Origin of the sequence: Microbacterium sp. MMO-10, from assembly GCF_037148715.1 — a bacterium.
GTDB lineage: Bacteria > Actinomycetota > Actinomycetes > Actinomycetales > Microbacteriaceae > Microbacterium.
The window spans coordinates 56,387-82,489 of sequence record NZ_JBBCSV010000004.1; the positions used below are offsets into that span (position 1 = coordinate 56,387).

Annotated in this window: 24 protein-coding genes; 17 read left to right on the top strand and 7 right to left on the bottom strand. The window is 70.6% G+C overall.

Annotated elements, in window-relative coordinates:
- Positions 1 to 12: 12 nt before the first annotated feature.
- From rpsK to rplQ, 3 genes are all read left to right on the top strand, one after another.
- Positions 13 to 411, top strand: a complete 399-nt coding sequence (rpsK, locus tag WFJ17_RS13005; RefSeq protein ID WP_017829189.1) for a 30S ribosomal protein S11 — start codon at positions 13 to 15, stop codon at positions 409 to 411.
- Positions 412 to 528: 117 nt separating this feature from the next.
- Complete coding sequence (locus WFJ17_RS13010; protein ID WP_045249904.1) at positions 529 to 1,518, top strand: DNA-directed RNA polymerase subunit alpha; 990 nt, start codon at positions 529 to 531, stop codon at positions 1,516 to 1,518.
- A 35-nt stretch (positions 1,519 to 1,553) separates the two neighbouring features.
- Positions 1,554 to 2,114 (top strand): 50S ribosomal protein L17, encoded by a 561-nt coding sequence (gene rplQ / locus WFJ17_RS13015; RefSeq protein ID WP_251445583.1) that lies wholly within the window; start codon positions 1,554 to 1,556, stop codon positions 2,112 to 2,114.
- Between the two features lie 208 nt (positions 2,115 to 2,322).
- Here the strand turns inward: rplQ and WFJ17_RS13020 are convergent, their stop codons facing one another.
- Entirely contained in the window at positions 2,323 to 3,831 is a 1,509-nt protein-coding gene (locus tag WFJ17_RS13020) for a hypothetical protein (protein WP_336648628.1), read from the bottom strand.
- Complete coding sequence (locus tag WFJ17_RS13025; protein WP_336648629.1) at positions 3,828 to 4,640, bottom strand: glycosyltransferase family 2 protein; 813 nt, start codon at positions 4,638 to 4,640, stop codon at positions 3,828 to 3,830. Before WFJ17_RS13025 ends, WFJ17_RS13020 begins: the two co-directional genes overlap by 4 nt.
- Before the next feature lie 71 nt (positions 4,641 to 4,711).
- Here WFJ17_RS13025 and WFJ17_RS13030 point away from each other — a divergent pair, with 71 nt between their 5' ends.
- Positions 4,712 to 5,176 (top strand): GtrA family protein, encoded by a 465-nt coding sequence (locus WFJ17_RS13030; RefSeq protein WP_336648630.1) that lies wholly within the window; start codon positions 4,712 to 4,714, stop codon positions 5,174 to 5,176.
- Between the two features lie 51 nt (positions 5,177 to 5,227).
- Here WFJ17_RS13030 and WFJ17_RS13035 read toward each other — a convergent pair whose 3' ends face one another.
- On the bottom strand, positions 5,228 to 6,802 hold the full coding sequence (locus WFJ17_RS13035; protein WP_251445596.1) for an AMP-binding protein: 1,575 nt from the start codon (positions 6,800 to 6,802) through the stop codon (positions 5,228 to 5,230).
- Between the two features lie 233 nt (positions 6,803 to 7,035).
- Between WFJ17_RS13035 and truA the strand changes: the two genes are divergently transcribed.
- From truA to WFJ17_RS13065, 6 genes are all read left to right on the top strand, one after another.
- Positions 7,036 to 7,917, top strand: a complete 882-nt coding sequence (gene truA, locus WFJ17_RS13040; protein ID WP_251445599.1) for a tRNA pseudouridine(38-40) synthase TruA — start codon at positions 7,036 to 7,038, stop codon at positions 7,915 to 7,917.
- Positions 7,918 to 7,997: 80 nt separating this feature from the next.
- Positions 7,998 to 8,666, top strand: a complete 669-nt coding sequence (locus WFJ17_RS13045) for an endonuclease/exonuclease/phosphatase family protein (RefSeq protein ID WP_251445602.1) — start codon at positions 7,998 to 8,000, stop codon at positions 8,664 to 8,666.
- Between the two features lie 653 nt (positions 8,667 to 9,319).
- Positions 9,320 to 10,630 carry a UDP-glucose dehydrogenase family protein gene (locus tag WFJ17_RS13050; protein WP_336648631.1) on the top strand — a complete coding sequence of 437 codons (1,311 nt, stop codon included), beginning with the start codon at positions 9,320 to 9,322 and terminating at the stop codon, positions 10,628 to 10,630.
- 97 nt (positions 10,631 to 10,727) lie between these two features.
- Complete coding sequence (locus tag WFJ17_RS13055; protein ID WP_336648632.1) at positions 10,728 to 12,047, top strand: hypothetical protein; 1,320 nt, start codon at positions 10,728 to 10,730, stop codon at positions 12,045 to 12,047.
- 208 nt (positions 12,048 to 12,255) lie between these two features.
- Positions 12,256 to 12,828: a hypothetical protein gene (locus WFJ17_RS13060; protein ID WP_251445611.1), complete on the top strand. Its 573-nt coding sequence runs from the start codon at positions 12,256 to 12,258 to the stop codon at positions 12,826 to 12,828.
- Positions 12,829 to 12,890: 62 nt separating this feature from the next.
- Positions 12,891 to 13,754, top strand: coding sequence for a PASTA domain-containing protein (locus WFJ17_RS13065; protein ID WP_336648633.1), 864 nt, complete (start codon positions 12,891 to 12,893; stop codon positions 13,752 to 13,754).
- Between the two features lie 120 nt (positions 13,755 to 13,874).
- On the opposite strand, the gene WFJ17_RS13070 is transcribed toward WFJ17_RS13065, so the two are convergent.
- The gene (locus WFJ17_RS13070; protein WP_251445617.1) at positions 13,875 to 15,803 is read right to left on the bottom strand and encodes a DUF4012 domain-containing protein; all 1,929 of its coding nucleotides are present in this window, start codon (positions 15,801 to 15,803) and stop codon (positions 13,875 to 13,877) included.
- Positions 15,804 to 16,067: 264 nt separating this feature from the next.
- Between WFJ17_RS13070 and WFJ17_RS13075 the strand changes: the two genes are divergently transcribed.
- A complete protein-coding gene (locus tag WFJ17_RS13075; protein ID WP_336648634.1) occupies positions 16,068 to 16,679 on the top strand; it encodes a hypothetical protein in 612 nt (203 codons plus the stop codon).
- Between the two features lie 34 nt (positions 16,680 to 16,713).
- Here the strand turns inward: WFJ17_RS13075 and WFJ17_RS13080 are convergent, their stop codons facing one another.
- Both WFJ17_RS13080 and WFJ17_RS13085 read right to left on the bottom strand, forming a co-directional pair.
- Positions 16,714 to 16,998, bottom strand: coding sequence for a hypothetical protein (locus WFJ17_RS13080; RefSeq protein ID WP_336648635.1), 285 nt, complete (start codon positions 16,996 to 16,998; stop codon positions 16,714 to 16,716).
- On the bottom strand, positions 16,995 to 17,846 hold the full coding sequence (locus WFJ17_RS13085) for a nucleotidyltransferase family protein (RefSeq protein WP_336648636.1): 852 nt from the start codon (positions 17,844 to 17,846) through the stop codon (positions 16,995 to 16,997). Before WFJ17_RS13085 ends, WFJ17_RS13080 begins: the two co-directional genes overlap by 4 nt.
- Positions 17,847 to 17,899: 53 nt before the next feature.
- Between WFJ17_RS13085 and WFJ17_RS13090 the strand changes: the two genes are divergently transcribed.
- A complete protein-coding gene (locus WFJ17_RS13090) occupies positions 17,900 to 19,066 on the top strand; it encodes a hypothetical protein (RefSeq protein WP_336648637.1) in 1,167 nt (388 codons plus the stop codon).
- Positions 19,063 to 20,112 carry a glycosyltransferase gene (locus WFJ17_RS13095; RefSeq protein WP_336648638.1) on the top strand — a complete coding sequence of 350 codons (1,050 nt, stop codon included), beginning with the start codon at positions 19,063 to 19,065 and terminating at the stop codon, positions 20,110 to 20,112. Before WFJ17_RS13090 ends, WFJ17_RS13095 begins: the two co-directional genes overlap by 4 nt.
- Before the next feature lie 4 nt (positions 20,113 to 20,116).
- Here WFJ17_RS13095 and WFJ17_RS13100 read toward each other — a convergent pair whose 3' ends face one another.
- Positions 20,117 to 21,319, bottom strand: a complete 1,203-nt coding sequence (locus WFJ17_RS13100) for a hypothetical protein (RefSeq protein ID WP_336648639.1) — start codon at positions 21,317 to 21,319, stop codon at positions 20,117 to 20,119.
- A 180-nt stretch (positions 21,320 to 21,499) separates the two neighbouring features.
- On the opposite strand from WFJ17_RS13100, the gene WFJ17_RS13105 reads away from it, so the two are divergent.
- The 4 genes from WFJ17_RS13105 to WFJ17_RS13120 all read left to right on the top strand — a co-directional run bounded on the left by WFJ17_RS13105 (position 21,500) and on the right by WFJ17_RS13120 (position 26,087).
- Positions 21,500 to 23,095, top strand: coding sequence for a polysaccharide biosynthesis tyrosine autokinase (locus tag WFJ17_RS13105; protein ID WP_336648640.1), 1,596 nt, complete (start codon positions 21,500 to 21,502; stop codon positions 23,093 to 23,095).
- Between the two features lie 82 nt (positions 23,096 to 23,177).
- Positions 23,178 to 24,053 carry a glycosyltransferase family 2 protein gene (locus WFJ17_RS13110; RefSeq protein ID WP_336648641.1) on the top strand — a complete coding sequence of 292 codons (876 nt, stop codon included), beginning with the start codon at positions 23,178 to 23,180 and terminating at the stop codon, positions 24,051 to 24,053.
- On the top strand, positions 24,050 to 25,078 hold the full coding sequence (locus WFJ17_RS13115) for an NAD-dependent epimerase/dehydratase family protein (RefSeq protein WP_336648642.1): 1,029 nt from the start codon (positions 24,050 to 24,052) through the stop codon (positions 25,076 to 25,078). Before WFJ17_RS13110 ends, WFJ17_RS13115 begins: the two co-directional genes overlap by 4 nt.
- A gap of 223 nt (positions 25,079 to 25,301) precedes the next feature.
- Positions 25,302 to 26,087 (top strand): CgeB family protein, encoded by a 786-nt coding sequence (locus WFJ17_RS13120; RefSeq protein ID WP_336648643.1) that lies wholly within the window; start codon positions 25,302 to 25,304, stop codon positions 26,085 to 26,087.
- The last annotated feature ends 16 nt before the right edge of the window (positions 26,088 to 26,103 follow it).

Consider the following 26,103-nt stretch of genomic DNA (forward strand, 5'->3'; position numbering starts at 1 on the left):
GAGAACACTTTCATGGCTGCACCTAAGGCCGCCGCGCGCAAGCCGCGCCGCAAGGAGAAGAAGAACATCGCGCTGGGCCAGGCCCACATCAAGTCGACGTTCAACAACACCATCGTCTCGATCACCGACCCGTCCGGCGCCGTCATCGCCTGGGCGTCCTCCGGTGGCGTGGGCTTCAAGGGCTCGCGCAAGTCCACCCCGTACGCCGCCGGCATGGCCGCGGAGTCGGCCGCCCGCCAGGCCGCCGAGCACGGTGTGAAGAAGGTCGACGTCCTCGTCAAGGGTCCGGGCTCGGGCCGCGAGACCGCGATCCGCTCGCTGCAGGCCGCCGGCCTCGAGGTGGGCTCGATCCAGGATGTGACGCCGCAGGCGCACAACGGCTGCCGCCCGCCGAAGCGCCGCCGCGTCTGACGCACTCTGAGGATCCCCGGTCGTTCGAGACCGGGGATCCTCACCCGCGTTCTTCCACAATTCAAGACCTCACCCACACGTGTCATATAGCGGGCACGTGATCGAAAGGAACACACAGTGCTCATCGCACAGCGTCCCACTCTCACCGAGGAAAAGATCTCCGAGAACCGCAGCCGGTTCGTCATCGAACCGCTGGAGCCCGGCTTCGGCTACACGATCGGCAACGCGCTGCGTCGCAGCCTGCTGTCGTCGATCCCCGGCGCGGCCGTCACGAGCGTCCGCATCGACGGCGTCCTCCACGAGTTCAGCACCATCCCCGGTGTGAAGGAGGATGTCACCGAGATCATCCTCAACATCAAGCAGCTGGTCGTCTCCTCGGAGCGCGACGAGCCCATCACGGCCTACCTGCGCAAGACGGGTGCCGGCGAGGTCACCGCGGCGGACATCTCCGCTCCGGCCGGCGTCGAGGTGCACAACCCCGAGCTGGTCATCGCGACCCTCAACGACACCGCCAAGTTCGAGCTCGAGCTCACCATCGAGCGCGGCCGCGGCTACGTGTCGGCGGCGCAGAACCGCAGCGAGTACGCCGAGGCGGGCCAGATCCCGATCGACTCGATCTACTCGCCCGTGCTCAAGGTCAGCTACCGCGTCGACGCCACCCGCGCCGGCGAGCGCACCGACTTCGACAAGCTCGTGCTGGACGTCGAGACCAAGAACTCGATCATCCCGCGCGACGCCGTCGCCTCGGCCGGCCGCACGCTGACCGAGCTGTTCGGCCTCGCCCGCGAGCTGAACGTCGAGGCCGAGGGCATCGAGATCGGCCCCGCGCCGGTCGAGGCGGTGCTCTCGAACGAGCTGTCGATGCCGATCGAGGACCTCGATCTGTCCGTCCGCTCGTACAACTGCCTCAAGCGCGAAGGCATCAACACGGTTTCGGAGCTCGTCGCCCTCTCGGAGACGCAGCTCATGAACATCCGCAATTTCGGACAGAAGTCGGTGGACGAGGTGCGCGACAAGCTCGTCTCGCTCGGCCTGTCGCTGAAGGATTCGGTGCCCGGTTTCGACGGCGCCCACTTCTACGGCGGCTCCGAAGACGAGTCCTTCTGATACCCGAACCTTTCCGATCCAGGAGCTAGAGAACAATGCCCAAGCCCACCAAGGGTCCCCGCCTCGGAGGCGGCCCCGCCCACGAGCGTCTGCTGCTCGCGAACCTCGCCGCCCAGCTGTTCGTGAACAAGTCGATCAAGACCACCGAGACCAAGGCCAAGCGCCTGCGTCCGCTGGCCGAGCGCCTCGTCACCTTCGGCAAGCGCGGCGACCTGCACGCGCGTCGTCGTGTGCTGTCCGTGCTGCGCAACAAGGAGGCGACGCACGTGCTGTTCGCCGAGATCGCGCCGCTGGTCGCCGAGCGTGAGGGCGGCTACACCCGCATCACCAAGGTCGGCAACCGCAAGGGCGACAACGCGCCCATGGCCGTGATCGAGCTCGTGCTCGAGCCCGTCACGCCGAAGGTGAAGAAGGCCGCCGCGAAGCCCGCCAAGGCGGAGAAGGCTGCCGCTGCCGAGGTCGTCGAAGAGGCCGCCGCGGTCGTCGAGGCCGAGGTCGCCGAAGAGGTCGCCGCCGAGGCTGAGGTCGTCGAGGAGGCCGAGGAGATCACCGAGGCCGCCGCCGACGCTCCCGCCGAGGAGAAGGCTGCCGAGTAAGGCACCACATCGTTCGAAGCCCGTCGCCCCCTGTGGGGCGGCGGGCTTCGTCGTTTCCCCGGGTTCGTCGTCCTTACCGTCGCAGAAGATGTCGGTGTGACCCGCTCAGAACGACATCGTCTGCGACGTGAGTGGAGGGGATGCTCGACGTCGCGCGTCTCCACCGAGAGAGAGGCAGGATCCGAGGCGGCGCGCTGCAGGCGGGGAATCAGGGAGCGGGGCAGATCACGATGCCGGAGGCTGCGGCGAGGGGGGATCCGGTGCTGCACACTCCGTACTCGAGGGTCGGCGTCCGTCGCATCGCGGGGGCGTCGAACAGGCCCACATGGGCGCCGGTCAGCACGACGGACGACACCGGCCCGCCCCAGGGCTTGGCCGCCAGCCACGCCGCATCGTGCTCCCGGACCCAGTCGGCGAGCGGCGCGACGGCGGCCCGCTGCTGGGCGAGGGTCTCCGTCGTCGGCGGCCGCACCGCGCGCGCGGCGTCGCCGACGGCCCCGGCAGCCACCACGACGCCCAGGACCACCGCGGAGACGACCGCGAGGATCCGGGCGGGGCTCTGCGCCCCCGAGGGTGCGCGGCGACGCCAGAGGGCCGTCACGGCGCGGACGGCGATCGCGGCGAGCACGGGGGCGAACGCGAACACCCCGACCGCGGGGTGGCGCACCCACAGCGGCAGCTGGGAGGCCTGCGCCCACCAGCCGACGAAGGAGAGCAAGCCGACCGCGGAGCCGAAGCCGAGGGCGAGCAGCTGCGGATCGCGCTGCCACCAGCGCTGCGCGGGAGCCTCCCCTTCCGTACCGCGCGGGGGTACGGCCGCCCAGACCACGGCGGCGACCGCCAGGGCCACGGCTGCCGCCATCAGCCACCACGGCACGAACCACGCGCCGGCGAGCGTGCCGAGCTTCTCCGGCACCGTCGTGGGCGCGATGTGCTGACCGCCGCTGAGCAGGAAGCCGCCCAGCGCGCGGACGTGCCGGGCGTAGCCGGTGACGCCGAGAGACACGAGGGCCGTGAGCTCGACGAGCAGCGTCGGCGCGGCGACCAGCACCAGGGGCAGCACGCTGCGGCGCAGCGCCGCGACCAGGCGCCGCCCGAACGGGACCGGCGGGGTGAGCAGGAAGAGGGCGACGGCGAACGCCGGCAGCGCGAGCAGCGCGATGAGCTTCGCCTGCACCGCGAGTCCCAGGAGCAGCCCGGCGAGCCAGCTGCGGCGCGGCAGCACGATCAGCGCCCAGACGAGGAGCGCCGCCGCCGGGATCTCGCCGAGCAGGTCGGCCGGGCCCTGGATGGGCGAGACGCTCTCGGCGGTGTTGAACGCGAGCGGAAGGGCGACGGCGACCAGTGCGCCGGAGCGGCCGGCGAGACGGCGTCCGAGCACGGCGCACCCGGCCAGCAGCAGCACCCAGGAGGCGAGCGGGACGAGCCGGGCGCCGATCACCGGATCCATGCCCAGCATCAGCACTCCCGCGACCGGGAGCAGCACCACGGGTCCGGTGGAGATGCGCGGATCGAACGGGGTGAGCGTCGACCCGGACAGGGTGCCGTCGCTCGTGTAGCCGAGCCCGGCGACGAGGTTGCGCGGCACGGTGAGGTTGAACGCCTCGTCCTCCCAGAGCCTCAGCACGGTCAGGCTGTGCCACATCACGATCGCGTTCGCGATGACGAGCAGCGCGAGCAGGATCCAGAAGGCGGCGCCGGCGAGGCGGCGGGTCATGACGATCGGGATCCGTCGGGGGCGGGCACCCGGCCGGGTGCCTCGAGCGCGAGCGCGCGCAGTGGTGCGCCCGGTCGCAGCGACCAGCTCCAGACCTCGCGCAGCGCGTCGATGGCGAACATCACCAGCTTCTTCGGCGGCAGCGACGGCCGTGACACCCGGCCCCACATCGTGCCGGTGCTGGACGTGCCGCGCCGCGGGATGCTGCGCACCCGCAGGTAACGCACGGCGAGACCGGCCCGCACCTCGGCGAGGGAGAAGTGCACATGGGGGACGAGGGCGTCGGAGGGCACGGCGTTCACGAGGATCTGCAGCGCCTCGGGGCGGTACACGCGCAGAGGAGTGTTCACGTCGGGCACGCCGCGCCCGACGAAGGTCGCGATGAGCAGCCGCACGCAGGCGGTGAGCACGCGCCGGTACCAGGCGTCGGTGCGGGAGTGCCGTACCCCGTGCACCACGTCGGCTCCGGAGCGGGAGAGCGCGCGCACGGCGGCCGCGATCTCGGATCCGAGGAACTGACCGTCGCCGTCGACGTGCACGACGGCGTCGGGGGAGAGTGCGAGACCTGCGCGATAGGCGGCCAGCGCGGTGGGGCCGTGCCCGCGGTTCGCGGGCTGGGTCTGCACGTCGACGTCGGCGATGCCGGCGAGCGCCGCCGCGGTGCCGTCGGTGGAGCGGTCGTCGGCGACGACGAAGGTGATCCGGTCGGCGAGCGGGGCGACGGCGGAGCGGATCTCGTCGATGAAACCGCCGATGCCCTCGGCCTCGTTGTAGGCCGGCATCACAACGGCCAGGTGGGCGTACTGCACTCGAACCTCAGGTGTCGGCGGAAGGGAAGACGTCACAGGCCGCGCCTCCCCCCGGGTATTCTAGTAGGGCTATGGATCGCCGCTCCCGGTTGCGCCGTCTGGCGGGAGTCGGCACCCGGTTCCTGATCGTCGGCGGGATCAGCACCCTCATCGAGGTCGGGGCGTTCAACCTCTTCGTCTACGTCTTCGGGTGGGATCTCGTCGTCGGCAAGATCGCCGCGTCGCTCGTCGCGTTGATCAACGCGTACTTCGGCAACCGCGAGTGGGCGTTCCGCGGCCGGGACCGGCGTGGACGCGGCGCCGAGATCGTGCTCTTCCTCGGCGTGAACCTCGTGTGCACCCTGCTCGGCGCCGGCATCGTCTGGCTCGGCGCCGAGGTGATCGAAGGGGTCACCGGCCACGGGCCGGGGCCGGCCCTGGTCAACATCGTGAACCTCGCGAGCATCGCGGTGATCGTCGTCGTGCGCTTCGTGCTGTATCACTACGTCGTTTTCCGGCACTCACCCCAGGACGCGCCGACCGACGCGCGGGCCTGAGCGCGAGACCTTCTCCGACGGGACGGGATCCCGAGCACTCGAACCCGCAGGTCAGGACCGGGCGCGGAGGTCCTTGCGCAGGATCTTGCCCGAGCTGGACTTCGGGATCACGTCGATGAACTCGACCATCCGCACCTTCTCGTGCGGGGCGACGTGGGACGCGACGTGCGCCTTGACGCCCTCGTCGTCGAGGGACGCGCCCTGCTGCAGCACCACGAACGCCTTGGGCACCTCCTGGCCGTCCTCGTCCGCCGCGCCGATCACCGCGGCATCGGCGATCGCCGGATGCTCCAGGAGCACCGCCTCGAGCACGGCGGGGGCGACCTGGTAGCCCTTGTACTTGATGAGCTCCTTGAGGCGGTCGACGATCCGGAACACGCCTCCGGCGGTCGCCGTGGCGACGTCTCCGGTGTGCAGCCAGCCGTCCTCGTCGAGCATGTCGGCGGTCGCATCCGGACGGTTGAGGTAGCCCTTCATGACCTGGGGCCCTCGGATGAGCAGCTCGCCGGGCTCGCTCGCCCCCTCGGCGGGCACCACGACGTCAGATCCGTCTTCCGCGAGCAGCCGCGCCTCGGTGTTCGGGATGAGCAGGCCCACCGAGGAGAGGTCGATGTCGTCGCGCTCCACGGGGATCGTGTGCGTCACGGGGCTCGTCTCGGTCATGCCGTAGCCCTGCCGCACCACGCAGTCGAGGCGCTCGGCGACGGCATGGGCGAGCGCCCCGTCCAGCGGCGCCGCGCCCGAGAACACGACGTTCACAGAGCTCATGTCGTATTGCTCGACGAGCGGATGCTTGGCGAGGGCGACCGCGATGGGCGGCGCGATGAACAGCCAGCTGGTGCGCTGCTCCGCGATGATGCGCAGGAACTCGACGAGGTCGAACTTCGGCATCGTGACGAGCGTCGCGCGCAGGCGCACGGCCAGGTTGAGCAGCACCGTCATGCCGTAGATGTGGAAGAACGGCAGCACCGCGAGGATCCGGTCCTCGTCGTTCAGGTCGATCGAGACCGTGCTCTGGGCGACGTTGGCGACGAGGTTGCGGTGCGTGAGCATGACGCCCTTGGGGCGGCCGGTCGTGCCGGACGAGTAGGGCAGCACGGCCACGTGCGTGGCGGGGTCGAAGTGCACGTCCGGCGCGTGGTGTCCCTCGGCGAGCAGGCTCCGCAGCGAGGGGTGGCCCTCGGCGCCGTCGAGCACGATCAGCTGGTCGGCGGGGAGGCCGAGCTGCTCTGCGGCCGCCTGCGCCTGCGGCAGCAGGGGGCTGACGGTGATGAGCCAGAACGCCGAGGCGTCGCGCAACTGGTTCGCGATCTCGTCGGCGGTGTAGAGCGCGTTGATCGTGGTGGCCGTGGCGCCCGAGCGGAGGATCCCGTGGAACACCGTCGCGAAGGCGGGCACGTTCGGGCAGAGGAGTCCCACGGCGTCGCCCACGCCGATGCCCCGCGCGGCGAGCGCACCGGCGAAGAGGTCGATCTGCCCGATGAGCTGTCGGTAGGTGGTCTCCGCGCCGGACATGCCGTCCACGAGCGCTGTGCGGTCGAGGTCGTGCTCGGAGATGCCGTCGAACAGGTACTCGTGGATCGGGACCGCGGGGATCTCGACCTCGGGGAACGTGCTGCTGACCATGGGATCTCCTTCGATCTCGGTCTGACTCGATGCCGCTGCGCCGCCGACTCGGGTGCCGGCGTCGGCCACCTGGCATTCAGTGTCGCACAAAATGAGACTGAGTCCCAGGGTGATCCCGGATCCGGCCCGCTCCGGGCGGACTGTGACACACACCCTACTCCGCGGGCGGATCCCCGCTGGGGCCCGGGCCGGCACGGGACCGGTGCCCGGGATGGGGTCGGTACCCTGGATCCGTGCGCATCCGTCTCGACATCGCCTACGACGGCACCCATTTCCGGGGCTGGGCGAAGCAGCCCGGACTGCGGACCGTCCAGGGCACGATCGAGGCCGCCCTCGCGCGGATCGTCGGACCGGGGGCGGACTCCGACGGCGGGGATCCGGGGGCATCCGGCCCTCGTCTCGTCGTCGCCGGGCGCACCGACGCGGGCGTGCATGCCACCGGCCAGGTCGCGCACGTCGATCTGGACGAACGCCAGTGGGCGCGCGTGGTGACCCGCAACGGCCGCGCGGCCGACGACCCGGCGGCGTCGCTGGCGTCGCGGATCCGCGGGGTGCTCGGTCAGTACCCCGACGTCACCGTGTCACGCACGTCGCTCGCCCCGGAGGGGTTCGACGCCCGCTTCTCGGCCGTGTGGCGCCGCTACCGGTACCGGCTCGCCGACGCCCGCGCCGGATACGACCCGCTGCTCCGCCACGACACCACGACGGTCCGCGCGGCCCTGGACGAGGGCGCCATGGACGCCGCCGCGCAGACGCTGATCGGCCTGCACGACTTCGCGGCGTACTGCAAGCCGCGCGAGGAGGGCACGACGATCCGCACCCTGCTCGACTACCGCTGGACACGGGACGCCGCGGGGGTGCTCGTCGCCCAGGTGAAGGCCGACGCGTTCTGCCACAGCATGGTCCGCGCGCTCGTGGGCGCCTGCGCGGCCGTCGGGGAGGGGCGTCTCGAGATCGCCGATCTGGCGCGGCTGCGCGACGACCTCACCCGCACCAGCGCGTTCAAGGTGCTCGCCGCGCGCGGCCTCACGCTCACCGAGGTCGGGTATCCGTCGGACGACCTGCTCGCGGCCCGCGCCGAGCAGACCCGCAACCGTCGCGACCAGGACGACTGAGCCGGATCCGGATCCGCAACATCCGATGAACTCGTGCGTCCGCTCAGGCTGGCGAGAGGGCGCGCCGGTACGGTGGGGGCGTGCGGATCATCTCCTACAACCTGCGCAAGCATCGTGCGGCGCATGAGCTCGACGACCTCGTCGACGCGCATGACCCCGACGTGCTGTGCCTGCAGGAGGGGGACACCGCGTCGCTGCCGGAGCAGGCGGGGGATCTGGTGCTCGCGCACACCACGCAGCGCAACCGGCTGGGCCTCGCGATCTACTACCGCTCCAGCGCCTTCCGCCTCGTCGACTCGGCGGCCGTCTCGGTCAAGAAGTCGCTGCACGACCATGTGCTGCGTCCCGCGCACGAGCGGCTGCTCGGCGTGCGCCTGCGCGACATCGACGCGGGCCGCGACTTCCTCGTCGCGTCGCTGCACGCGGCGCCGCTCACCGCGCGCAACGCGCTGCGCCGGGACCAGATCCGCGCCGCGCTCTCCGAGCTCTCCGAGCTCGGCTGGGGTCTGCCGCAGCTCATCGTCGGCGACTTCAACTACCCGGTGTTCAAGGAGCGGCTCAGCGAGCACATGCGCGACGTGGGCTACGAGCTCGTGATGAGCGACCAGCACACCTACACGCGCTATCGGGTGTTCCGCGGCTTCTACGACTTCGCCGCGGCGTCGGGCTTCGTCGTGGAGTCCGTGCGCACCCTGCCGCAGGGGGAGTCGGACCACCTGCCGATCCTCGTGACCGCGACGCCCACGTAGGGGGCGTCACCGAGTCCGGGGCCACGCCACGGACCTTCGACGGAGGCCCCGGCGGTGCACCTGTGCTCGGGTCGCTGTGCTCGGGTCCCGGCGCCTGATTCAGGTTGGATCGGCGATGCGGGTGGTCGGCGGGCCGATTTCGTGTGGATCCGTGAGATCCAGCCTGAGTTCGGTGCCTGGCTGTTATGAGTCGGGTGGTGGTTCGAGGTGGGGAGCCGCGGGGCCGGCCGCCCCTCTGTGCTCGGGTCGTTGTGCTCGGGTCCCGGCGCCTGATTCAGGTTGGATCGGCGATGCGGGTGGTCGGCGGGCGGATTTCGTGCGGATCCGTGAAGTCCAGCCTGAGTTCGGTGCCTGGCTGTTATGAGCGGGGGTGGCGATTCGAGGTGGGGAGCGGCGGGGCCGGCCGCCCCTCTGTGCGCGGGTCGCTGTGTTCGGGTCCCGGAACCTGATTCAGGTTGGATCGGCGATACGGGCCGGTGGCGGGCGGATTTCGTGTGGATCCGTGAAGTCCAGCCTGAATACGGTGCCTGGCTCTCGTGAGCCGGGGCGGACGCGCCGGAGGGAAAGCCTCGGTTCCAACCGTTCACCCGTCCGTCGCGGACACGTCGCCCGGAGGTCGCCCGCCGGTGAGGCGGCCGGGGTGTCGTGTCCTCATGAGGATGTCTGTGATCGGCTGCGGGTATCTCGGCGCCGTGCACGCGGCGGCCATGGCGTCGATCGGGCACGAGGTCATCGGGATCGACACGGATCCGGAGAAGATCGCCGCGCTCGCCGCTGGGCGTGCCCCGTTCTTCGAGCCCGGGCTGGACGAGCTGCTGGCGAGCGGCGTCGCGAGCGGGCGGCTGACGTTCTCCGTCGACATCGCCGACGCGCGCGGCGCCCAGGTGCACTTCGTGGCCGTGGGCACCCCTCAGCAGCCCGACGGATCCGCGGCGGACCTGCGCTACGTGCACGGCGCCCTCGATGCGCTGCTTCCGCACCTGCGGCCGGGCGATGTGGTGGCGGGCAAGTCCACCGTGCCCGTGGGCACCGCCGCCGCCCTCGCCGAACGGGTGGCCGACGCCGGTGCGACCCTGGTGTGGAACCCGGAGTTCCTCCGGGAGGGCTGGGCCGTGCACGACACGCTGCACCCCGATCGGCTTGTGGTCGGCACCGCCGGCGGCGAGGCGGGGGAGCGGGCGGTCGAGGTGCTGCGCGAGGCATACGCCGACGCGATCTCCGGGGGGAGCCCCTTCCTCGTCACCGACCTCGCCACCGCCGAGTTGGTGAAGGGCGCGGCCAACGCGTTCCTCGCCACGAAGATCTCGTTCATCAACGCGATGGCGGAGATCGCCGAGGCCGCGGGTGCCGACGTCACCCGGCTCGCCGAGGCGATCGGCCACGACGAGCGGATCGGACGTCGCTTCCTCGGCGCCGGGATCGGGTTCGGCGGCGGCTGCCTGCCCAAGGACATCCGGGCGTTCGCGGCGCGCGCGGAGGAGCTGGGCCGCGGAGCGTCGGTCGGGTTCCTGCGCGAGGTCGACGCGATCAACCTGCGCCGCCGCGAGCACGCCGTGCGCCTCGTCGTCGACGCGTTCGGCGGCAGCGTCGTCGGACGCCGCATCACCATGCTCGGCGCCGCGTTCAAGCCGCACAGCGACGACGTGCGGGACTCGCCCGCGCTCGAGGTCGCGGTCCGCCTGCGCGGAATGGGGGCGAAGGTGCGGGTGACGGATCCCGAGGCGCTCGCCAATGCCGCCGCGGTGCACCCGCAGCTGAAGTACGTCGCGGATCGCGACAAGGCGCTCACCGGCGCGGATGCGGTGGTACTCGTCACCGAGTGGGACCTGTACCGGCGCGAGCTCGCGCCGGAGCACGCGTCCACGCTCGCCCGCGGCCGGATCATCGTCGACGGACGCAACTGCCTGGATCCGCAGGCGTGGCGGGCCGCGGGCTGGACCTACCTGGGCATGGGGCGGCCCTAGCCCGGCCTCGGCCCGAGCCGCGGCAGAGCCGGTCTCGTCCCGCGCCGGTTTGTCGCTAGAGTCCCTAGTGACCGCGTCGGCTGGGAGAGGCGGAACCATGTCTGATGAGCGCACCCACCGGGAGGGCGCCGGCGAACCGGATCCGAGATCCGGCCTTTCGCGTGCCGAGATCTCGGCATGGTTCACCGGGGCTGAGGAGTCCGATTCGAACTCCGTCGTCGACGCCGAGCGCGATCACGACCTGGACGAGCTCTTCGCTCGGTTCGATCAGCCGGAGCCGGGTGCCGCGGAGCCGGGCGTGGCAGGGCTGTTCGCCGATGACCCGGTCGCGGAGGACCCGCCTGTCGGTGAGCTGTTCACGGCAGAGCCGGACGCGGCGGCACCCCCGGCGGTGGATCCGACGGTGCCGGCTCCGCTCGCAGAGGAGCCGCTGACCCCCGCCACGCCTGCGCCCGGCGAGCCGGCAGCCGCGGAGACGCCCGCACCGCCCGCGCCGCAAGCGCCCGCCCCGCCCGCAGAGGAGCCGCACGCGCCGCCCGCAGAGGAGCCTCAGGCGCCCGGCGAGCCGGCAGCTGCGGCGACGCCCGAAGCCGACGGCGGACTACCGCGTGGAGGGGCCGGCGCCGGGCTGTCCCGGTCGCAGCTCATCGCGATGGGCGTGGGCGTGGCGATCACCCTCGCCGGTGCGGGCTGGGCGCTCGCGGCCCCAGGCGCCCCGGCGTCGGCGCCGACCTCGGTGCCCTCGCCGACGCCCGACGCCGCCCGCGTGGCCGCGGCGATCGACGCGATCGACCAGCTGTCCGCCCGGGTGACGACGGCGAAATCCACGGCCACGGCGTTCGCGGCACCGCTGGCGGCGCTGCAGGGGGCGAGCGACGAGGCGGCCCGTGCTGCGGCGGAGACGGCGCGGCAGGCCTACGAGGGGGCGCTCGCGGCGGTCGTCGTGCCCGGCAAGCCGGGGCGGAACATCGATGCCGCGGCGCTCGCCGCCGTGGAGAAGGGCACCGCCGACGCGGGGTCCGCGCTCGATGACGCGTCGATGACGTTCCACGCGGCGATCTCGGTATTCATCGGCACGATGCCCGGCTATTCGGTGACAGCCGTGGCCGCGAACTCGGACGGGTCGGCGGAGCTGCGGGATGCGGTGACGCGGGCGGCATCCGCGATGGCGTCGTCGGATCCGTTCACGCCTCCGGGGTTCGCGCCCTGGGACCGCTGGCGTGCCGCGCTCGCCGCGCTCATCGCGGACGCGACCGGCACGACGGACACGACCTTCTCGGACGAGCCGGCCGCGCCGCCCAGCGCGCCTCCTGATGTGCAGCCGAGCGCCCCGCCCTCAGTTGTGGACCCGCCGTCAGTGGAACCGTCTCCCGAGCCGAACTCGCCCGACCCGACGTCGCCTCCGCCGGCTCCGTAGCAGCCGCTCGGGGACCGGCGTCCTCTGCTCCGGGCGTCCTCGCTCTTCACTGTTCGGCCGATGGTCATGAGGGCTGCATTGACGTCCGGAGCGACACCGCCTTCGAAACCGGCCGCGACCGCCGTGGCCCATGCTCGGTTGATCCATGACACAAGGCCGGGCGTCTTTCACACACCCCCTATGCTTTGTCGTAAGCACGGGGGGTGCGATGGGTGAACGTGAACATCGTTCGTTCTGGCGGTGGATCCGGGGGACGTTCTGGGGTCGGCTTTGTCTGGTCGCCGGTGGACTGGCGACGTTCCTGACGATCTTCGGTTTCGTCACCGGCAAGGCCCTACCCGACTTCTTTCCGCAGCCTGCCGTCAGCAGCGAGTCATCGGCATCGCGCACCGCGCACCCGGAGGACGAGGCGCCTGGCGGTTCGACCGCGGTCCTCTCGCCGGCCCCGCGACCGATGACGGTCAGCCTGGACGGCCGGCTTCAGGCGGTGACCGCCTATGAGATCGAGTCGTCGGGCTGTACGGGGGACGTTGCGAAGATCTCGGTCACCTCTCCCGGACGCTCGGTCGTGCTGATCCAGCTTGCACTGGATGAGCTGTCTCCCAGGGGACGGGCCGTCGTCGCTCGGGAAGGCTCAGGATCCGCCGTCACGGTACCAGCCGTCGGCGCGACGTCGCTGCGAGTGCAACTGACCGGGGGAGAGGGGATGTTCTCTCTCGAGGCGACGCCGGTGGCCGGCGCGGATTGCGCCTCGCCCCCGGTATTAGTCGTCGTCCACTAACCGGAGGAGAACAACAAATGGAACGGAACCGCAGGGGGAGCGCGGCTGTACTGGTGGCGTCCATGCTGCTGATTGCAGGGTGTGCGCCGTCCGGTGGAGCTGCCACGAGCTCATCGTCGTCGCAGGTCGCGGAACACGACGGCACGATGCCCACGGTCGTGAATCTCTCGGAGAAGGAAGCACGCGACACCGTCCTCCGCGCCGCGCCCAACGCGCGGATCAAGATCGTCTCGCGGCAGGACTCCGGGCCTGACGGCGTGGTTCTCGAGCAGAGCCCGAGCGTCGGCAAAGCGATCGATGGCGAGGTCACGTTGACCGTCTCCGCCGGTGCGCTCGCGGTGCCGGACGTGAGGGGCAAGACGTTCGGCGACGCGAAGTCGGATCTCGAGTCCGCTGGCTTCAAGGTCAAGGAGCACGCCGTTGCCGATCCGGCATCCGCCGATGGAACCGTGATCGGGCAGAACCCCGCGGCCGGCGCGCGCAACGTTGCTGAAGTGACGCTCGATGTCGCAAGGAAGGACGCAGCCACCTATTTGGCCGACCTCAAGGCAGTGGAGTCCAAGAGCGTCACCGTCGATGTGGGCCCGGCTGCAACCAACGGGGTGGACTATGCGCAGGCGCTGGTGATCAAGCCGTCCTGGGGTGACGGGAAGTCGAGCTTCGCCTACAACCTCGGCCGTGGGTATCGGCAGTTCGACGCCGTGATCGGCGTCTCCGACGTCGCGTCGACCGACACCCACGCCACGATCGAGATTCAGGCCGAAGACGGACGCTCTCTGTTCCATTCCGCAGACCTGGTGCTCGGTCAACCGGTTATCGCGAAGTTCGATGTCACGGATGTCCTGCGGATGACGATCGTCGTCACCATGACCGGCTCGGAGCCGCGCCTCGTCCTCGGAGATCCGCGGTTGTCGAATCCGCGATGAAGGGTAGGTGACGCGGCAGCCGATCGGCGTTCCCCCCGCTCGTGCCGTCGCCCTGTGGCCGTACTCAGCAACCGCGAACTCGCGACCCGTGGCCGCCGCGACCTCACGCCCGGGATCCGGCTACTTCTTCGCGGCGCAGCCGGGGGCGTCGATCGTCACCGGAGTCTCGGCGACCATGGGCGTGTGCCGCACCTCGAGCGGGCCGAAGGATCCGGCCGGTGCGGTGAACGTCGCCTCGATCGTGACCGCCTCGCCCGGGTGGGTCAGTACGTTCACCTTCACCGCGGTGCGGCCCAGATGCGGCATCCCGGCGCTGGCGTAGGGCTGGCCGTTCACGGTCACCCCGGTGAGGGTGGATCCCACCGGACCGTACAGGTACATGTCGGTCGAGACGTCGCCCTTGGCGAAGAACCGCCCCGGCGCGATGTAAACGGGAAGGCCGGCGACGGCGCCGGGATCGAGCGTGTTCTTCAGGGTGACCGTGCTCGTGAACGTGGGGGATGCGTCCGCCTGGCACTGCGTGCTCTTGGCCGCGATGCTCATCCGCATGTAGTAGTCGAGCTTGCCCTCGGTGATGTCGTCGAGGTACACGCCGAGGTCGGTCGACGTGGCGTTGTCCGTGGGCATGGTGCCGCCGACCGGGGTGCCGGCCAGCAGCGCGGCCTGCTCCTTGACCCCGGGGGCGTACATCAGACGACCTTCGTTCGCTGCTTTGCTGAGCGCGTCGAGCAGGGTCTTGGGGTCGGGATGTGACGAGAGCAGCCCGTCGAACACGGCCTTCGCGGTCGCGGCGAAGAAGGCGTCCTGCTCGGCGCCCTCGGGATATCGCGCGTAGACCTCGTTGAGCAGCAGCGGCACCGCATTGTCGGCGGTGAGCACGTCGCCCGTGGGCAGGGTCACCGGGCCGATGGCCCGCAGCAGGTAACTGAGCGCCACGGGGTCGAAGGAGGCGACCGCATCGACCGGGGTGCCGAACGACTCGGCCCAGTAGGCGCGCACGATGGCCGCCGTGTCGGTGAAGTCGGGCGAGAGGGTGGAGTCCTGGATCCAGCGTCCGATCTTCGTGCCGTAGAGGGCTTCCAACTGCGGATCGAGCGGGATGATCGGGGTGTCGCGGGCGTTGTGGAAGTCGCCGGAGCCGGCCTGCTGGGTGAGCGTGATCCGCCCGTTCTCGGCGGTCAGCATCGCGACCGCCGCCGGGTTGCCGCCGGTGCCCCGGGACTCGGCGTTGTTCTGGAAGATGAGCAGATAGTGCTGCGGCGCATCGGATCCGAGAGCCTTCGACAGGATCGTGAGCGCGTTGTGCGCGGGAGTGAGCACCGGGCCGACCTTGGCGAGCTCGTCGTCGAGCTTCGTGATGCCGGAGGCCACCGGCGGGATCAGCGCCGAGCGGTCGAGGCCGGCGAGGTCGTGCTGGATGCGCTTCACGGTCTCGTCGGCGCGCGTCACGTCGCCGGCGAGCGCCGTGAGGTGCTTCACGTCGAAGGCGCCGTCCTTCGGCATCAGCGCCTGGAGGTCGATCGCGGTCAGCGGGCTCACGGCGTCGCGCACGAGCGCATCGGCCGAGTCGGCGGCGACACGCACGGCGGTGAGGTTGGGCCCCGCCACGGGCACCCACTCGGAGCCGCGCCACAGGTCGGTGCTGGTCTTCTTCTTGGCCTCGGCGGTGAGGGCGGTGATCTGCGCGATCGTCGTCTTGGCCTTCGCGGTGTCGCCGGCGAGCATGCTCTGCTGCACCTGTCCGACGAGCGGGATGGCCTGCTCGAGATCGGACTTCGCCGACATCGCCTGGTCGTACAGCTTCTTGGCGGCGACCCCTCCGGCGACCCCGGCGACGATGAGCACGAGCAGCACCGAGACGGGCACCCAGAACCGGGCGCTCTTGAGCAGCGGGCGCCGTCTCCTGCGAGGCGGTCGGCCGGATCCGGATCCGTCGTCGCCGCGTCCGGATGAGGCGTCGTCGAAGAACGCGGCCAGGGAGTCGGTCTGCTCGGAGGACACGTCCTCCGAAGCCTGGCGGGCTTCGCGTGCTTCGCGTCGAGAGGTCACGCGACGAGTCTAGGGATGCGGGCTGAGGAAAGACCCTGGTGAGGCGCACTTCTGGGGCCTTCGACGGTATATCGCGGAGCGACGGCCGCATCGCCGGCGACCCACTTTGTCCCCCAAATGGGGGACAAAACGGCTGCTGGTGGGTTACCCTCAAGGCCTGGGGAAATGCGGCCGAACCCGATCTTCGGCCGCCCTCCTGCTCGAGGGGTCGAGCGGGAGGCGATCTGGAGGCGTTGCGCCCTCCATCAGCTGGGGACATCGAACATGACACGTCCAAGTGACGTCCGCCGTACGCAGGGACCGAACATCACTCGTCGATCGCTGGTGCGCGGAGCCGCGTGGGCGGTGCCGGCCGTCATCGTGGCATCGGCCGCACCGGCCTTCGCCGCGAGCACGCCGCCCCCCACCACGACGCCCACCTTCACCTCGTCGGCGGGGTGCGGCACGACGGGCAGCGGAGGCGGGTGTGCGGGCCTGTCCAAGGCTCCGCAGATCCCCTTCGTCGTCAAGAACACGACGGCGCAGGCGCTGTACTTCCAGGTCACGGGCGTGAAGAGCTGGCAGGGCGGCACGGCACCGGCGAACTGGGACACGAACTACGGCACCTCGTTCCGGCTGTTCACTCAGCACGCCGGGTCGACGAGCAACTGCACGCCCGAGATCACGACCGTCAAGGACTGCGGTGGCACGAGCTCCCTGAGCGTCCTCGTGCAGCCCGGTCAGACGCTCTCGCTGTGGCTGGTCGGTAAGCAGAACGGCGCGGCGAGCTCGTTCACCATGGCCGTGCGCTCTCGGTGGGTGGACGCGGCCTGCACCGTGGTGGTCGCGGAGACCAGCGCGGCCTCGACCCAGATCTCCTCGAGCGCCAACTGCTGACCGTCTCCGGCAGCGGTGCGACCCCCACGCAGGGTCAGCGCCGGACGACCATCCCGCGCTCCTCGAGCCCGTCGAGGAAGCCCTGCAGGCCCTGCTCGCCGAAGTCGATGGTGGCGCCGAGCTCTGCGGCCTCGGCCGCGATCCGCTCCGGATCCCCGACCCCCTCCGCGATGAGCACCCACACCAGCCAGCCGGCGTCGCGCAGCTCGAAGAGGTCGGCGGTGTCGAGCCGGGCGATCCACACCGTGCTCTCCTGACGACCGCCGTCGGTGCCGTCGACCCAGGCGACCTCGGGGGCCAGGGCGTAGAACCCGCTCATGACCGGTGTCCCTTGGCGCGGCGCAGCACCGAGACGGCGCCGTGGGCGATCCGCGCGCACTGCTCGCGGAACACCTCGATCGGGCCGGGCTCGTGGCCCAGCCGGATCCGCAGGTGCGTGCGGTTCACGTGCATCGCCTGCCGCAGCACCCGCCAGCGCTCGGCGAATCCCTCGGCCGACCGGTAGCGTGCGGCCCACTCGTCCAGGCGGTCGTTGTCGGAACTGGACCAGTACTCCCACAGCGCGTGGTCGGGGGCGTCCCGATGGGCGTCGAGCTCGCCGATCGCCGCGGCCAGGGCGGTCTCCGCCTGCAGTTCGCGGGCGAGCGCTCGGGTCTCGGCCTGCACCTCGGGGGAGGAGAGGTCCCAGGCATCCGCGTGCTCCGTGCCGTGCGACCGGGCGGAGTGCAGCGTCTGCACCGCGACCTGCCCGGCGAGCGAGGGGACGGCGCACGGGCGGTGGCCGATCTCGGCCCGCTCGCGGTCGCGCCACAGCACGTCGAACACCTCATCCGCGTCTCGCCGAGGCCCGGGCAGGTTCCGATGCACGTCGGCGTACGTCCACGACGTATGCGTGTAGTTGGCGGCGTGCCCGAACGGGGAGCCCTCGTCGAAGCCGGTGAACAGCGTCCAGCCGTCGGCGGCGAGCGCCGCGAGGAAGCGGTCGAGGTGCGCGGGGCGCACCAGGACGTCGGTGTCGGAGGAGTCGTGCCGGCCGGCGCGCAGCGACGAGCGGGTGGCGGGACCCTTGATGTGCAGCAGGTCCACGTCGGCGCGGTCGGCGGTGCGCTGGAGCGCTGCGTGAGTGAGGTGCACCAGCGCCCAGATCGGGACTTCCGGTGCCGCCATAGCCTCTACCCTAGGGGAGAGGGGCGGGGTGGGACCCCGGAGGAAGGTGGAGCGTGGTCGATTCCCTTGTGCTGCGGCTGTTCGGGGAACGGTGGCAGGTGGATCTCGGGCGCTACGCGGATCCGGAGGGGCACGTCACCCGGTTGCGGGAGCTCTGGTCGCGCGTCGTGGACGATTCGGCGGGCGAGGTCGATGTCGTGTTCCGGCCGGATCCGGACGAGGCCCAGTCGACGCTGACGCCCTGTCTTCCCGACCGCACCGACGGATCGTTCCCCTACTCGTTCTCGCGGGCCGTCACTCAGGCGGCGATCGACCGCCTCGCCGGAACCGCCCTACTGCTGCACGCCGCCGGACTGGTCTCGGACGACGCGCGCCGCGGAGTGGTGCTCGTCGCGTCTTCCGGCACGGGCAAGAGCACGGCCGCACGACGGCTTGGGCAGCGGCTCGGCTACCTCAGCGACGAGCTCATGCTCGTCGACGAGCGCGAGGAACTGCACGGACTCACCAAGCCGATCTCGTTGATCGTGCCGGAGTTCCCCGGCGGCAAGGACGAATCGTCGCCCGATGAGCTGGGTCTGGGTCCGACGCCGGCCATGCCGCCGCGGCTCGCCGCGCTCGTGTGCCTCGCGCGCACGCAGGAGGCGGTGCCGCCCCGACTCGACCTGATCAGCGTGCATGAGCTGATCGCCGAGGTGGTGCCGCAGACGTCGTCGCTGTGGCGGGTGGATCGCCCGCTGCGGCGACTGGCCGATGCCGCGCTGCGCGGGGGAGGGCCGTTCCGGCTCTCGTACGCGGAGATCGTCGATGCGGAGCCGCTCGTGCGCGGCCTGCTCGAGGCCGAACCGATGCCGGACGGCGTCCGCGACTGGATCGAGCACGGGCCTTCCGAGGACGAGCGCTGGCAGGAGAGAGCCGGAGCGACCACGGCCGTCGGTGACCTGGACGACGACGCGCTGATCTCCCGCGCCCCGTGGACCGACGCGATCGAGCAGGACGGCGAGGTGTCGGTGCTCGTCGGCCCGGCGTTCACGCGCATCGCCGGGATCGCCGCCTCGATCTGGCTGGCGTGCGCCCGGCCGCTCACCGTCGCCGAGCTGAGCGACGAGCTCGCGCGGGAGCACGGTCCGCACCCCGAGGCCGATGCGCTGGTGCAGGCGGCGCTGCGGGAACTCGGCCAGCGCGAGCTGATCGACGTCGTCTCGATCGGGGGCGCGTCGTGAGCGCGCCGCACATCTGGATCGCCACGAACCACGGCGCGATCGGGGGCGGCGAGGTCATGCTCCTGCAGATCGCCGAGGCCTTGCGCGAGCTCGGCCGCGAGGTGACGGTGGTCGCGCCCAGCCACCCGCCGGCCCTCGCCGAGGCGGCGCGGGCGAAGGGGCTCGACGTGGTGGTCCTCGGCGCGGACGACCGGGCGAGCTGGATGCTCGCGCTCCGGCGCTGGCGCAGAAGGCACCGCGAGGGGATCCTGTGGTGCAACGGGCTGGTCCCGGCGGCGGCGACCGCCGGGCAGCCGAATCGCATCGTGCACCTGCACCAGTACGCCACTGGGAAGAAGGCCATCCTCGCGCGAATCGCGCGTATGCGCGCGCTTATGACGGTCGTCCCCTCGCAGCATTTCGCCGGCACGGTGCCGGGATCTTTCGTGTTGTTGAACTGGACAGGTGCGTTCGAACCAACGTCACGTCACCATGTGCCAGGCGAGCCGTTCGTGGTCGGTTATCTGGGGCGGCTCGGGACGGACAAGGGAGTACATGTCCTCACGGACGCCGTTGGAGAGCTGGACAGGCGGATGCCGGGCGGCGTGCGTCTGCGTCTGGCCGGGGAGTCGCGCTTCGTGAATCCGCGGGCGGCCCAGGTCGTGGAACGGGCGCTGACCGAGATCGAGCCGTTGATCGACCGGGTCGGCTGGGTGCCACCGCAAGAGCTGTTCGACGCCATCGACGTGCTCGTGGCGCCTTCCGTGGCTCCAGAACCGTTCGGGCTCGTCGCAGCAGAGGCGATGTCGGCCGGCGTGCCGGTGATCGTCAGTGACGCGGGCGGGCTCCCCGAGGTCGTTGGCACGGAGAACGGCAGGATCCTGCCCGCTGGTGATGGTCGTGCTCTTGTCGAAGAGATCGCCGCACTGATGCAACCGGGGGCCGAAGCCGGTGTCGTCGAGCAGCAGGAGCGCTGGGCACAGCGCTTCTCGCCGGCCGCGGGGCGCGAGCGCGTTGCAGCGCTGATCGCTTTGGCGGATCGAGCGCCGTCGCGCGCCCGCCGCTGAAGGGTTAGCGCGACGCCGACGCGAAGTGTTCACCTTTCCGTGCGACGGGCGCCAGAAGCCGAGCCAACCCGATGCCCAGCACCAGGAACCCGACCGGAGCGAAGAACACCTCGCCGAGGCGCAAGGCGCACATGCAGACGATCGCCGTCGCCGCGGTGATCGCCCGCGACTGGAAGCTCAGGGCGTCGATCTGGACCCGGGTGCTGAGCCCCAGCCCGGTGACGAGGTAGATCGCGAGCATGACGACGAGCAGCACGATCCCGCCCTCGACGATGAGGCCCTCGTAGGAGTTGTGGAAGAACCAGGTGCCCGAGTCGAGACGGACGGTGGCTGTGCCCAGGCCGTCGCCGTACCACGGCGCCCCTTGGGCCTTCAGCGAGGAGGCGGCGTCGATGCGCAGCCGGAACGCGTCGGATCCCTCACGCGAGACGGCATAGTCGCCGAGCTTGCTCAGGTTGTCGTCGGCCCAGAGGAAGACGAAGACGCCGATGGTCAGCGCCAGCAGCTCGACGGCACGGTGCATACGGCCGGAGAGTAGTAGGAACACCACTGCGACGGCGTACGCGGCCATCGTCGTGCGGGAGTCGGTCGCGACCACGGCCGCGACGCCTGCGGCGAGGATCAGCATGCGCCACAGCACCTTGCGGGCGACCATCGCCAGCAGCACGGCGCCGACCGCATAGACGAGGGCGGCCGCGTTCTTGTCCTGCAGGAAACCGGTGAGGCGCCCTTGATAGTCGTCGGGGGTGAGACGAAGGTAGAACAGCGCCGCGTTCAGAACGAGTCCGACGCCGAGGCCCTTGATCACCGAGCCGACGTCGATGCGGCCGGTCGCGAGGAACGCCGCGAACAGCATCAGCGAGGCGATGTTCAACCCGCGCCGCAGCGGATCGATGTCGTTGATCAGGGTTTCGACAGCGAGGAAGCCGAACAGCGCGATCGCGACGACCGGGTACCAGGAGGCTGCGGAGAAGGATCGCGTCGGGGTGCGGAAGAGCCCGATCGCCACGAGCGTGATCGCGGCGAGCTGCGGAATCGGGAGCGGCACCCCGGGAACCGAGAGCCGGTACACCAGGAGCATGGCGAGCAGGGCATCGATGATCCGCGCCGAGTGGCCGGGTGGCACGAGGACCACCGGCGGGAAGCGTCGAGGACGCGTCTCGCCTGCGGGGGAGGCAGCCCGAGGGGCCGACGGTGCGGTGGTCACAATCTCATTCTGAGGCACGCACGCGCGTTGACCCACACCGGCGGCCGTGACCCCCAGTCGGGAAGTGCGCAGGAGCGATCGCCGTCCTCCCGATAAGATCGGTGTCGATGCCGTGTCCGCGGCATGGACGCCGTGCGCGCAGATCCTTGCGGCGAAAGAGATCTATGGGGGATCCGAGACGTGACCTTTCTCGACTTCATCGCGATGACGCGACGCGGATGGAAGATCCTCGTCGTGCTCATCGTGCTCGGTGCCGCCGCCGGGTTCGGCTACGCGTTCCTCTCGCCGAAGGTCTACCAGGCCAGCTCCACCGGCTTCATCGCCGCCGAGGGATCGTCGGCCATCGCCGGGTCCGATGAGGCCGTCGCACGAGCCGGGGCCTATGTCACGCTGATCTCGAGCCAGCAGGTGCGCGATGCGATCGTCAAGGACGCGAAGGTCGATCCGGGGCAGCTGAGCGGCAGCCTCGGCGCCAAGGTCGTGCCCGGCAGCACGCTCATCGAGGTGACGGCCAGCTCCGCATCGCCGGAGGCGGCGCTGAAGCTCGCGAACGGCGCCCTGCACGGTCTTGTGTCGGTCATCGACGACATCGAGTCGAAGACGAACAACACGACCGGCACCAAGGTCATCATCGTCCCGATGGACAACGCGGTCGCGCCGACAGCACCGGTCTCGCCCAACACCAAGCTGAACGTCGGCGTGGGCGCCGCGGCGGGCCTGGTGCTCGCCTACCTGATCCTGTTCGCCCGTCGCGCCCTGGATGTGCGCGTGCGCGTGCACACCGACATGCGCGAGCTCATGGGCACCGGCGTGCTCGCCCGCGTGCCGAAGCTCGGACGCAACGGCACGCCTGAGGGCGACTCGCACAACGAGACCATCGCGAGCGAGGCGTTCCGGCAGTTGCGCACGGGGCTGCGGTTCTCGAGCGTCGACAACGAAGTGCGCGTCGTCATGATCACGAGCGCGAGTCAGGGCGAGGGCAAGTCGATGACGGCGGCCTCGCTCGCACGCGTCATGGCGGAGTCGGGGCAGCGCACGCTCATCATCGACGCCGACCTGCGCCGCCCGAAGGTGGGGCGCAACTTCGGGATCGACGGATCGGTCGGCCTCAGCGAGGTGCTCAGCGGCCAGGTGCCGGTGCGCAGCGCCATCCAGCCCACTGCGGATCCGAATCTCTTCGTGCTGCCGTCGGGCGGCACACCGCCGAACCCCTCCGAGATGCTCGGTTCGGTCGCGTTCACCAGCCTGCTGAACGAGTTCCGCAAGGACTTCTTCATCGTCATCGACGCGCCGCCCGTGCTGCCCGTGACCGACGCGACCGTCGTGAGCACGCTCGTGGACGGCGTGGTGTTCGTGCTTGCGGTCGGCAAGACGCGCCGGGCGGAGGGCGCCGCCGCGCGCACCCAGCTCGAGCAGGTGAACGCGCGCATCCTCGGCGTGGTGCTGAACATGGTGCCGCTCAAGGGCGCCAACAGCTATGGCGGCGGCTACGGCTACTACCGGCAGAACAAGAGCTACTACGTGAAGCCGAAGAAGACGGGCGAGAAGCGCGCCTCGGCGGCATCCGCCGTCGTGCCGAACGTGCCCAACCGGCAGCCGGCCGCGCCGCTTCCCGGCGCGTCGCCGGTTCAGGACCCGCGGCCCGCTGCCGCGGCTGCACCCGTTGCACCCGCTGCGCCCGCACCGGCCCTGACAGCGCCGGTTCAGCCGTCGTCCGCGGAGGCGCACTCCGCCTCTGTCGGTGCGCGGGGTCTGCGCCGCAGCTCGCGGAACTGACATGACACGGCCGAAAGCTCCCTCTGGGGAGGGTGAGCGACGGCCCGATCCGAGTACGCCTCGCATCACGGGGCTCTCGATCGTGGTGCCGCACTATGGCGACCCTGCCACAGCTCAGAAGCTGATCGCGCGGCTCAGACGTCAGATCGAGGCGCCGCTGCTGGAGATCATCGTCTCGGACGACCTCTCGCCGCAGCCGTACCCCGAGGCGAACGACGTCACGGTGGTGCGCCGCACCGTCAACGGCGGATTCGGGGCGGCGGTGAACTCCGGCGCTGCGGTCGCGCGGCATTCGCATCTGCTCGTGCTCAACAGCGACCTCGAGATCGATGAGCGGTTCCTCGCGTCGATCGTGCGCGAGTCCGAGCCGTGGCAGCCCGCCGTCTGCGCGCCGATGCTGGTCGGCCATGACGGCGCTACGCAGTGGGGCGGCCGGCATTTCCCGCGGCATCGGCATCACATCATCGAATGGCTGACGCCGCTGGCCCGGTTCCGATCCCGGCTGCACGAGGCGGTCGGACATGACACCCGATGCGTCGCGGGCGCGACGGTGCCGGTCGATTGGCTGGTGGGCGCCGCGTTGCTCATCCCCCGTGACGAGTTCGAGGCCGTCGGAGGCTTTGACGAGGACTACTTCATGAACTCGGAGGAGGTCGATCTCCAGCGGCGGCTTCGCGCGCGCGGCGTTCCCTCGATCTTCCTCGGACGCGTCGCGGTGGCACATGAGGGCGGCGGATCGTCGGATTCGGACCGCAGGGTTCGCTGGGTGACGCAGTCGCGCATCCGGTACGCCCGGGTCTGGCGTGAGCATCCGACGATGCTGGTCGCGGGCCTCCGTACCGCCAGCGTCGTCAACCTCTTCTTCAACGCGATGCGAAGGCTCTCCGGTCGCCGCATCGCGCCGCTGCAGACGTTCCGGCGAGAACTCGCCGCGATCGCGCCCGGGAGGGTCTCATGAAGGTTCTGATCACGGGAGGCGCCGGGTTCATCGGCCAGCACGTCGCGTCGCTGCTGGTGTCGCGCGGCGACCAGGTGCTCGCTCTGGACTCGTTGCTTCCGCAGGTGCACTCCCACCCGGAGTCGGCCCGCGCACGCTTCCCGGGCGAGGTCATCGTGGCGGACGTCGCAGACGACGCCGCGTGGGACGCGCTGCCGTCCTTCGATGCGCTGGTCCATCTGGCGGCCGAGACCGGAACGGCGCAGTCGATGTATGAGACGGCCCGCTACGAGCGCGTGAACGTGCACGGGACCCGTCTCGCCGCGCGGGCGGCGGTGCGGGCAGGCGTGCCGATCGTGTCGCTGAGCTCCCGGGCTGTCTACGGGGAGGGCCTCGTCGATGAGAACGGCGCCCCGCGCGCGTCTCGCGAGGATGATCCGCACGCGCCGGTGTCGTTCTACGGCGAGACCAAGTCCTGGGCGGAACGCGAACTCCTCGATGAGGTCGGGTACTCGGCGCCTGCAGTGATCATCCGGCCGCAGAACGTCATCGGCCCCGGTCAGGCCCTGCACAATCCGTACACGGGTGTTCTGGCGGCGTTTCTCGCACGTCTCCGTGAGGGGCGACCGCTGTCGATCTACGGCGACGGACGGCAGACCCGCGATTTCGTCCATGTGGCCGACCTCGCCGAGCTCATCGTCTGGAATCTGCAGAACCCGCCGCAGCCGTCCGCGCCGCGGATCCTCAATTGCGGCACCGGAGTGCGGACGTCGCTCACGCAGCTCGCCGAGTGCTCCGCAGCGGCGGCTCCCCACGGCGCATCGCCGATCGAGTACGTCGACGTGCATCGGGCCGGGGACATCGAGCATGCCTGTGCTGATCTCAGCCGTCTGCGAGCGCTCCGGGCTCCCTTGCCTACGCGCACGTCGGCGCAGGCGGTGGCCGACTTCGTCGTCAGCTCCTGGGCGGTCGACGGCGCGCCGTCGAGCCTGTGGGACGACGCCTTGGACGAGCTCAGCCGTCGGGGTCTGGCGGGCGAATCTTGAATCTGGCAGGGGACGATTCGTGAGGGTGCTGGTCGTCAGCCCTGGATTCCACGGGTATGCGTCCTCCCTGGGCCGCACGCTGGCCTCGCTCGGGCATGATGCGCACGTTCATGTCTACGACTCGCCGCGAACGCCGGTCGGTCGCCTGGGAATCCGGCTGCTGCATCGCGCACCGGAACACGTCCTGGCTCAGCGAGCCCGGCGAGATCTGACGGATCGTGCGATGTCCGCGCTGCGTCTGTTCCGGCCGGATGCGGTACTCGTCGTCCGCGGTGATCTCCTGGACGAGCGCTGGTGGGATGCCCTCGATGCCAGCCGTGCCCACCGGGTGACCTGGATGTACGACGAACTGCGGCGGATGTCCTACGGCACGGACACGCTTGGCCAGATCGGAGCCGTGGCCACCTACAGTGCTCTCGACGCCGAAGATCTGAAGAGACGCGGAGTGGATGCGCATCACGTCCCGCTCGGGTTCGACGCGCTCGAGGCGGTCGTGCCGCGACCGGTGCGCGGGATCAGCCTCATCGGCGCGCGCTACCCCAGTCGCGAGGCGGTGCTCCGCATGCTGGCGAGAGCCGGCCTCGACGTGTTGGCCTTCGGCAGGGACTGGTCCCGGCATCCGATCGATGTGATCCGCACCGGTGCCTGCGCAAGCCCCGGGGTTCCCGCCCGCCGGGAGCTTTCGCGCGGCGAGGCGTACGGAGCCATGCGTGACTCGGCGGCGACGCTGAATCTCCACGGCGATCAGGACGGCTTCACCATGCGCACCTTCGAGGCGCCCGGGGTCGGCGCGGTCGAGATCTGTGATCGCCCGGAGGTCGACGGACTTTATGAGGTCGGCAACGAGGTGCTCGCCTACTCATCGGAGGACGAGCTCGTGGAGCTCTGCCGCAGGGTCGTGCGCGATCCTCGCTGGGCGGACGGGATCCGGGCGCGAGGGCGGGCGCGAACGCTGGCGGAGCACACCCTGGGACATCGTCTACGGCGATTGGAGCAGCTGTGGGGCTGAACATCCCGGAACACAT

Coding starts and splice junctions, on each gene's coding strand:
- WFJ17_RS13055 (WP_336648632.1), top strand. CDS start 10,728: ATGTCTGATGAGCGCACCCACCGGGAGGGCGCCGGCGAACCGGATCCG.
- WFJ17_RS13050 (WP_336648631.1), top strand. CDS start 9,320: ATGAGGATGTCTGTGATCGGCTGCGGGTATCTCGGCGCCGTGCACGCG.
- WFJ17_RS13060 (WP_251445611.1), top strand. CDS start 12,256: ATGGGTGAACGTGAACATCGTTCGTTCTGGCGGTGGATCCGGGGGACG.
- rplQ (WP_251445583.1), top strand. CDS start 1,554: ATGCCCAAGCCCACCAAGGGTCCCCGCCTCGGAGGCGGCCCCGCCCAC.
- WFJ17_RS13115 (WP_336648642.1), top strand. CDS start 24,050: ATGAAGGTTCTGATCACGGGAGGCGCCGGGTTCATCGGCCAGCACGTC.
- WFJ17_RS13120 (WP_336648643.1), top strand. CDS start 25,302: ATGTCCGCGCTGCGTCTGTTCCGGCCGGATGCGGTACTCGTCGTCCGC.
- WFJ17_RS13075 (WP_336648634.1), top strand. CDS start 16,068: ATGACACGTCCAAGTGACGTCCGCCGTACGCAGGGACCGAACATCACT.
- WFJ17_RS13065 (WP_336648633.1), top strand. CDS start 12,891: ATGCTGCTGATTGCAGGGTGTGCGCCGTCCGGTGGAGCTGCCACGAGC.
- WFJ17_RS13085 (WP_336648636.1), bottom strand. CDS start 17,846: ATGGCGGCACCGGAAGTCCCGATCTGGGCGCTGGTGCACCTCACTCAC.
- WFJ17_RS13020 (WP_336648628.1), bottom strand. CDS start 3,831: ATGACCCGCCGCCTCGCCGGCGCCGCCTTCTGGATCCTGCTCGCGCTG.
- WFJ17_RS13030 (WP_336648630.1), top strand. CDS start 4,712: ATGGATCGCCGCTCCCGGTTGCGCCGTCTGGCGGGAGTCGGCACCCGG.
- WFJ17_RS13080 (WP_336648635.1), bottom strand. CDS start 16,998: ATGAGCGGGTTCTACGCCCTGGCCCCCGAGGTCGCCTGGGTCGACGGC.
- rpsK (WP_017829189.1), top strand. CDS start 13: ATGGCTGCACCTAAGGCCGCCGCGCGCAAGCCGCGCCGCAAGGAGAAG.
- WFJ17_RS13035 (WP_251445596.1), bottom strand. CDS start 6,802: ATGGTCAGCAGCACGTTCCCCGAGGTCGAGATCCCCGCGGTCCCGATC.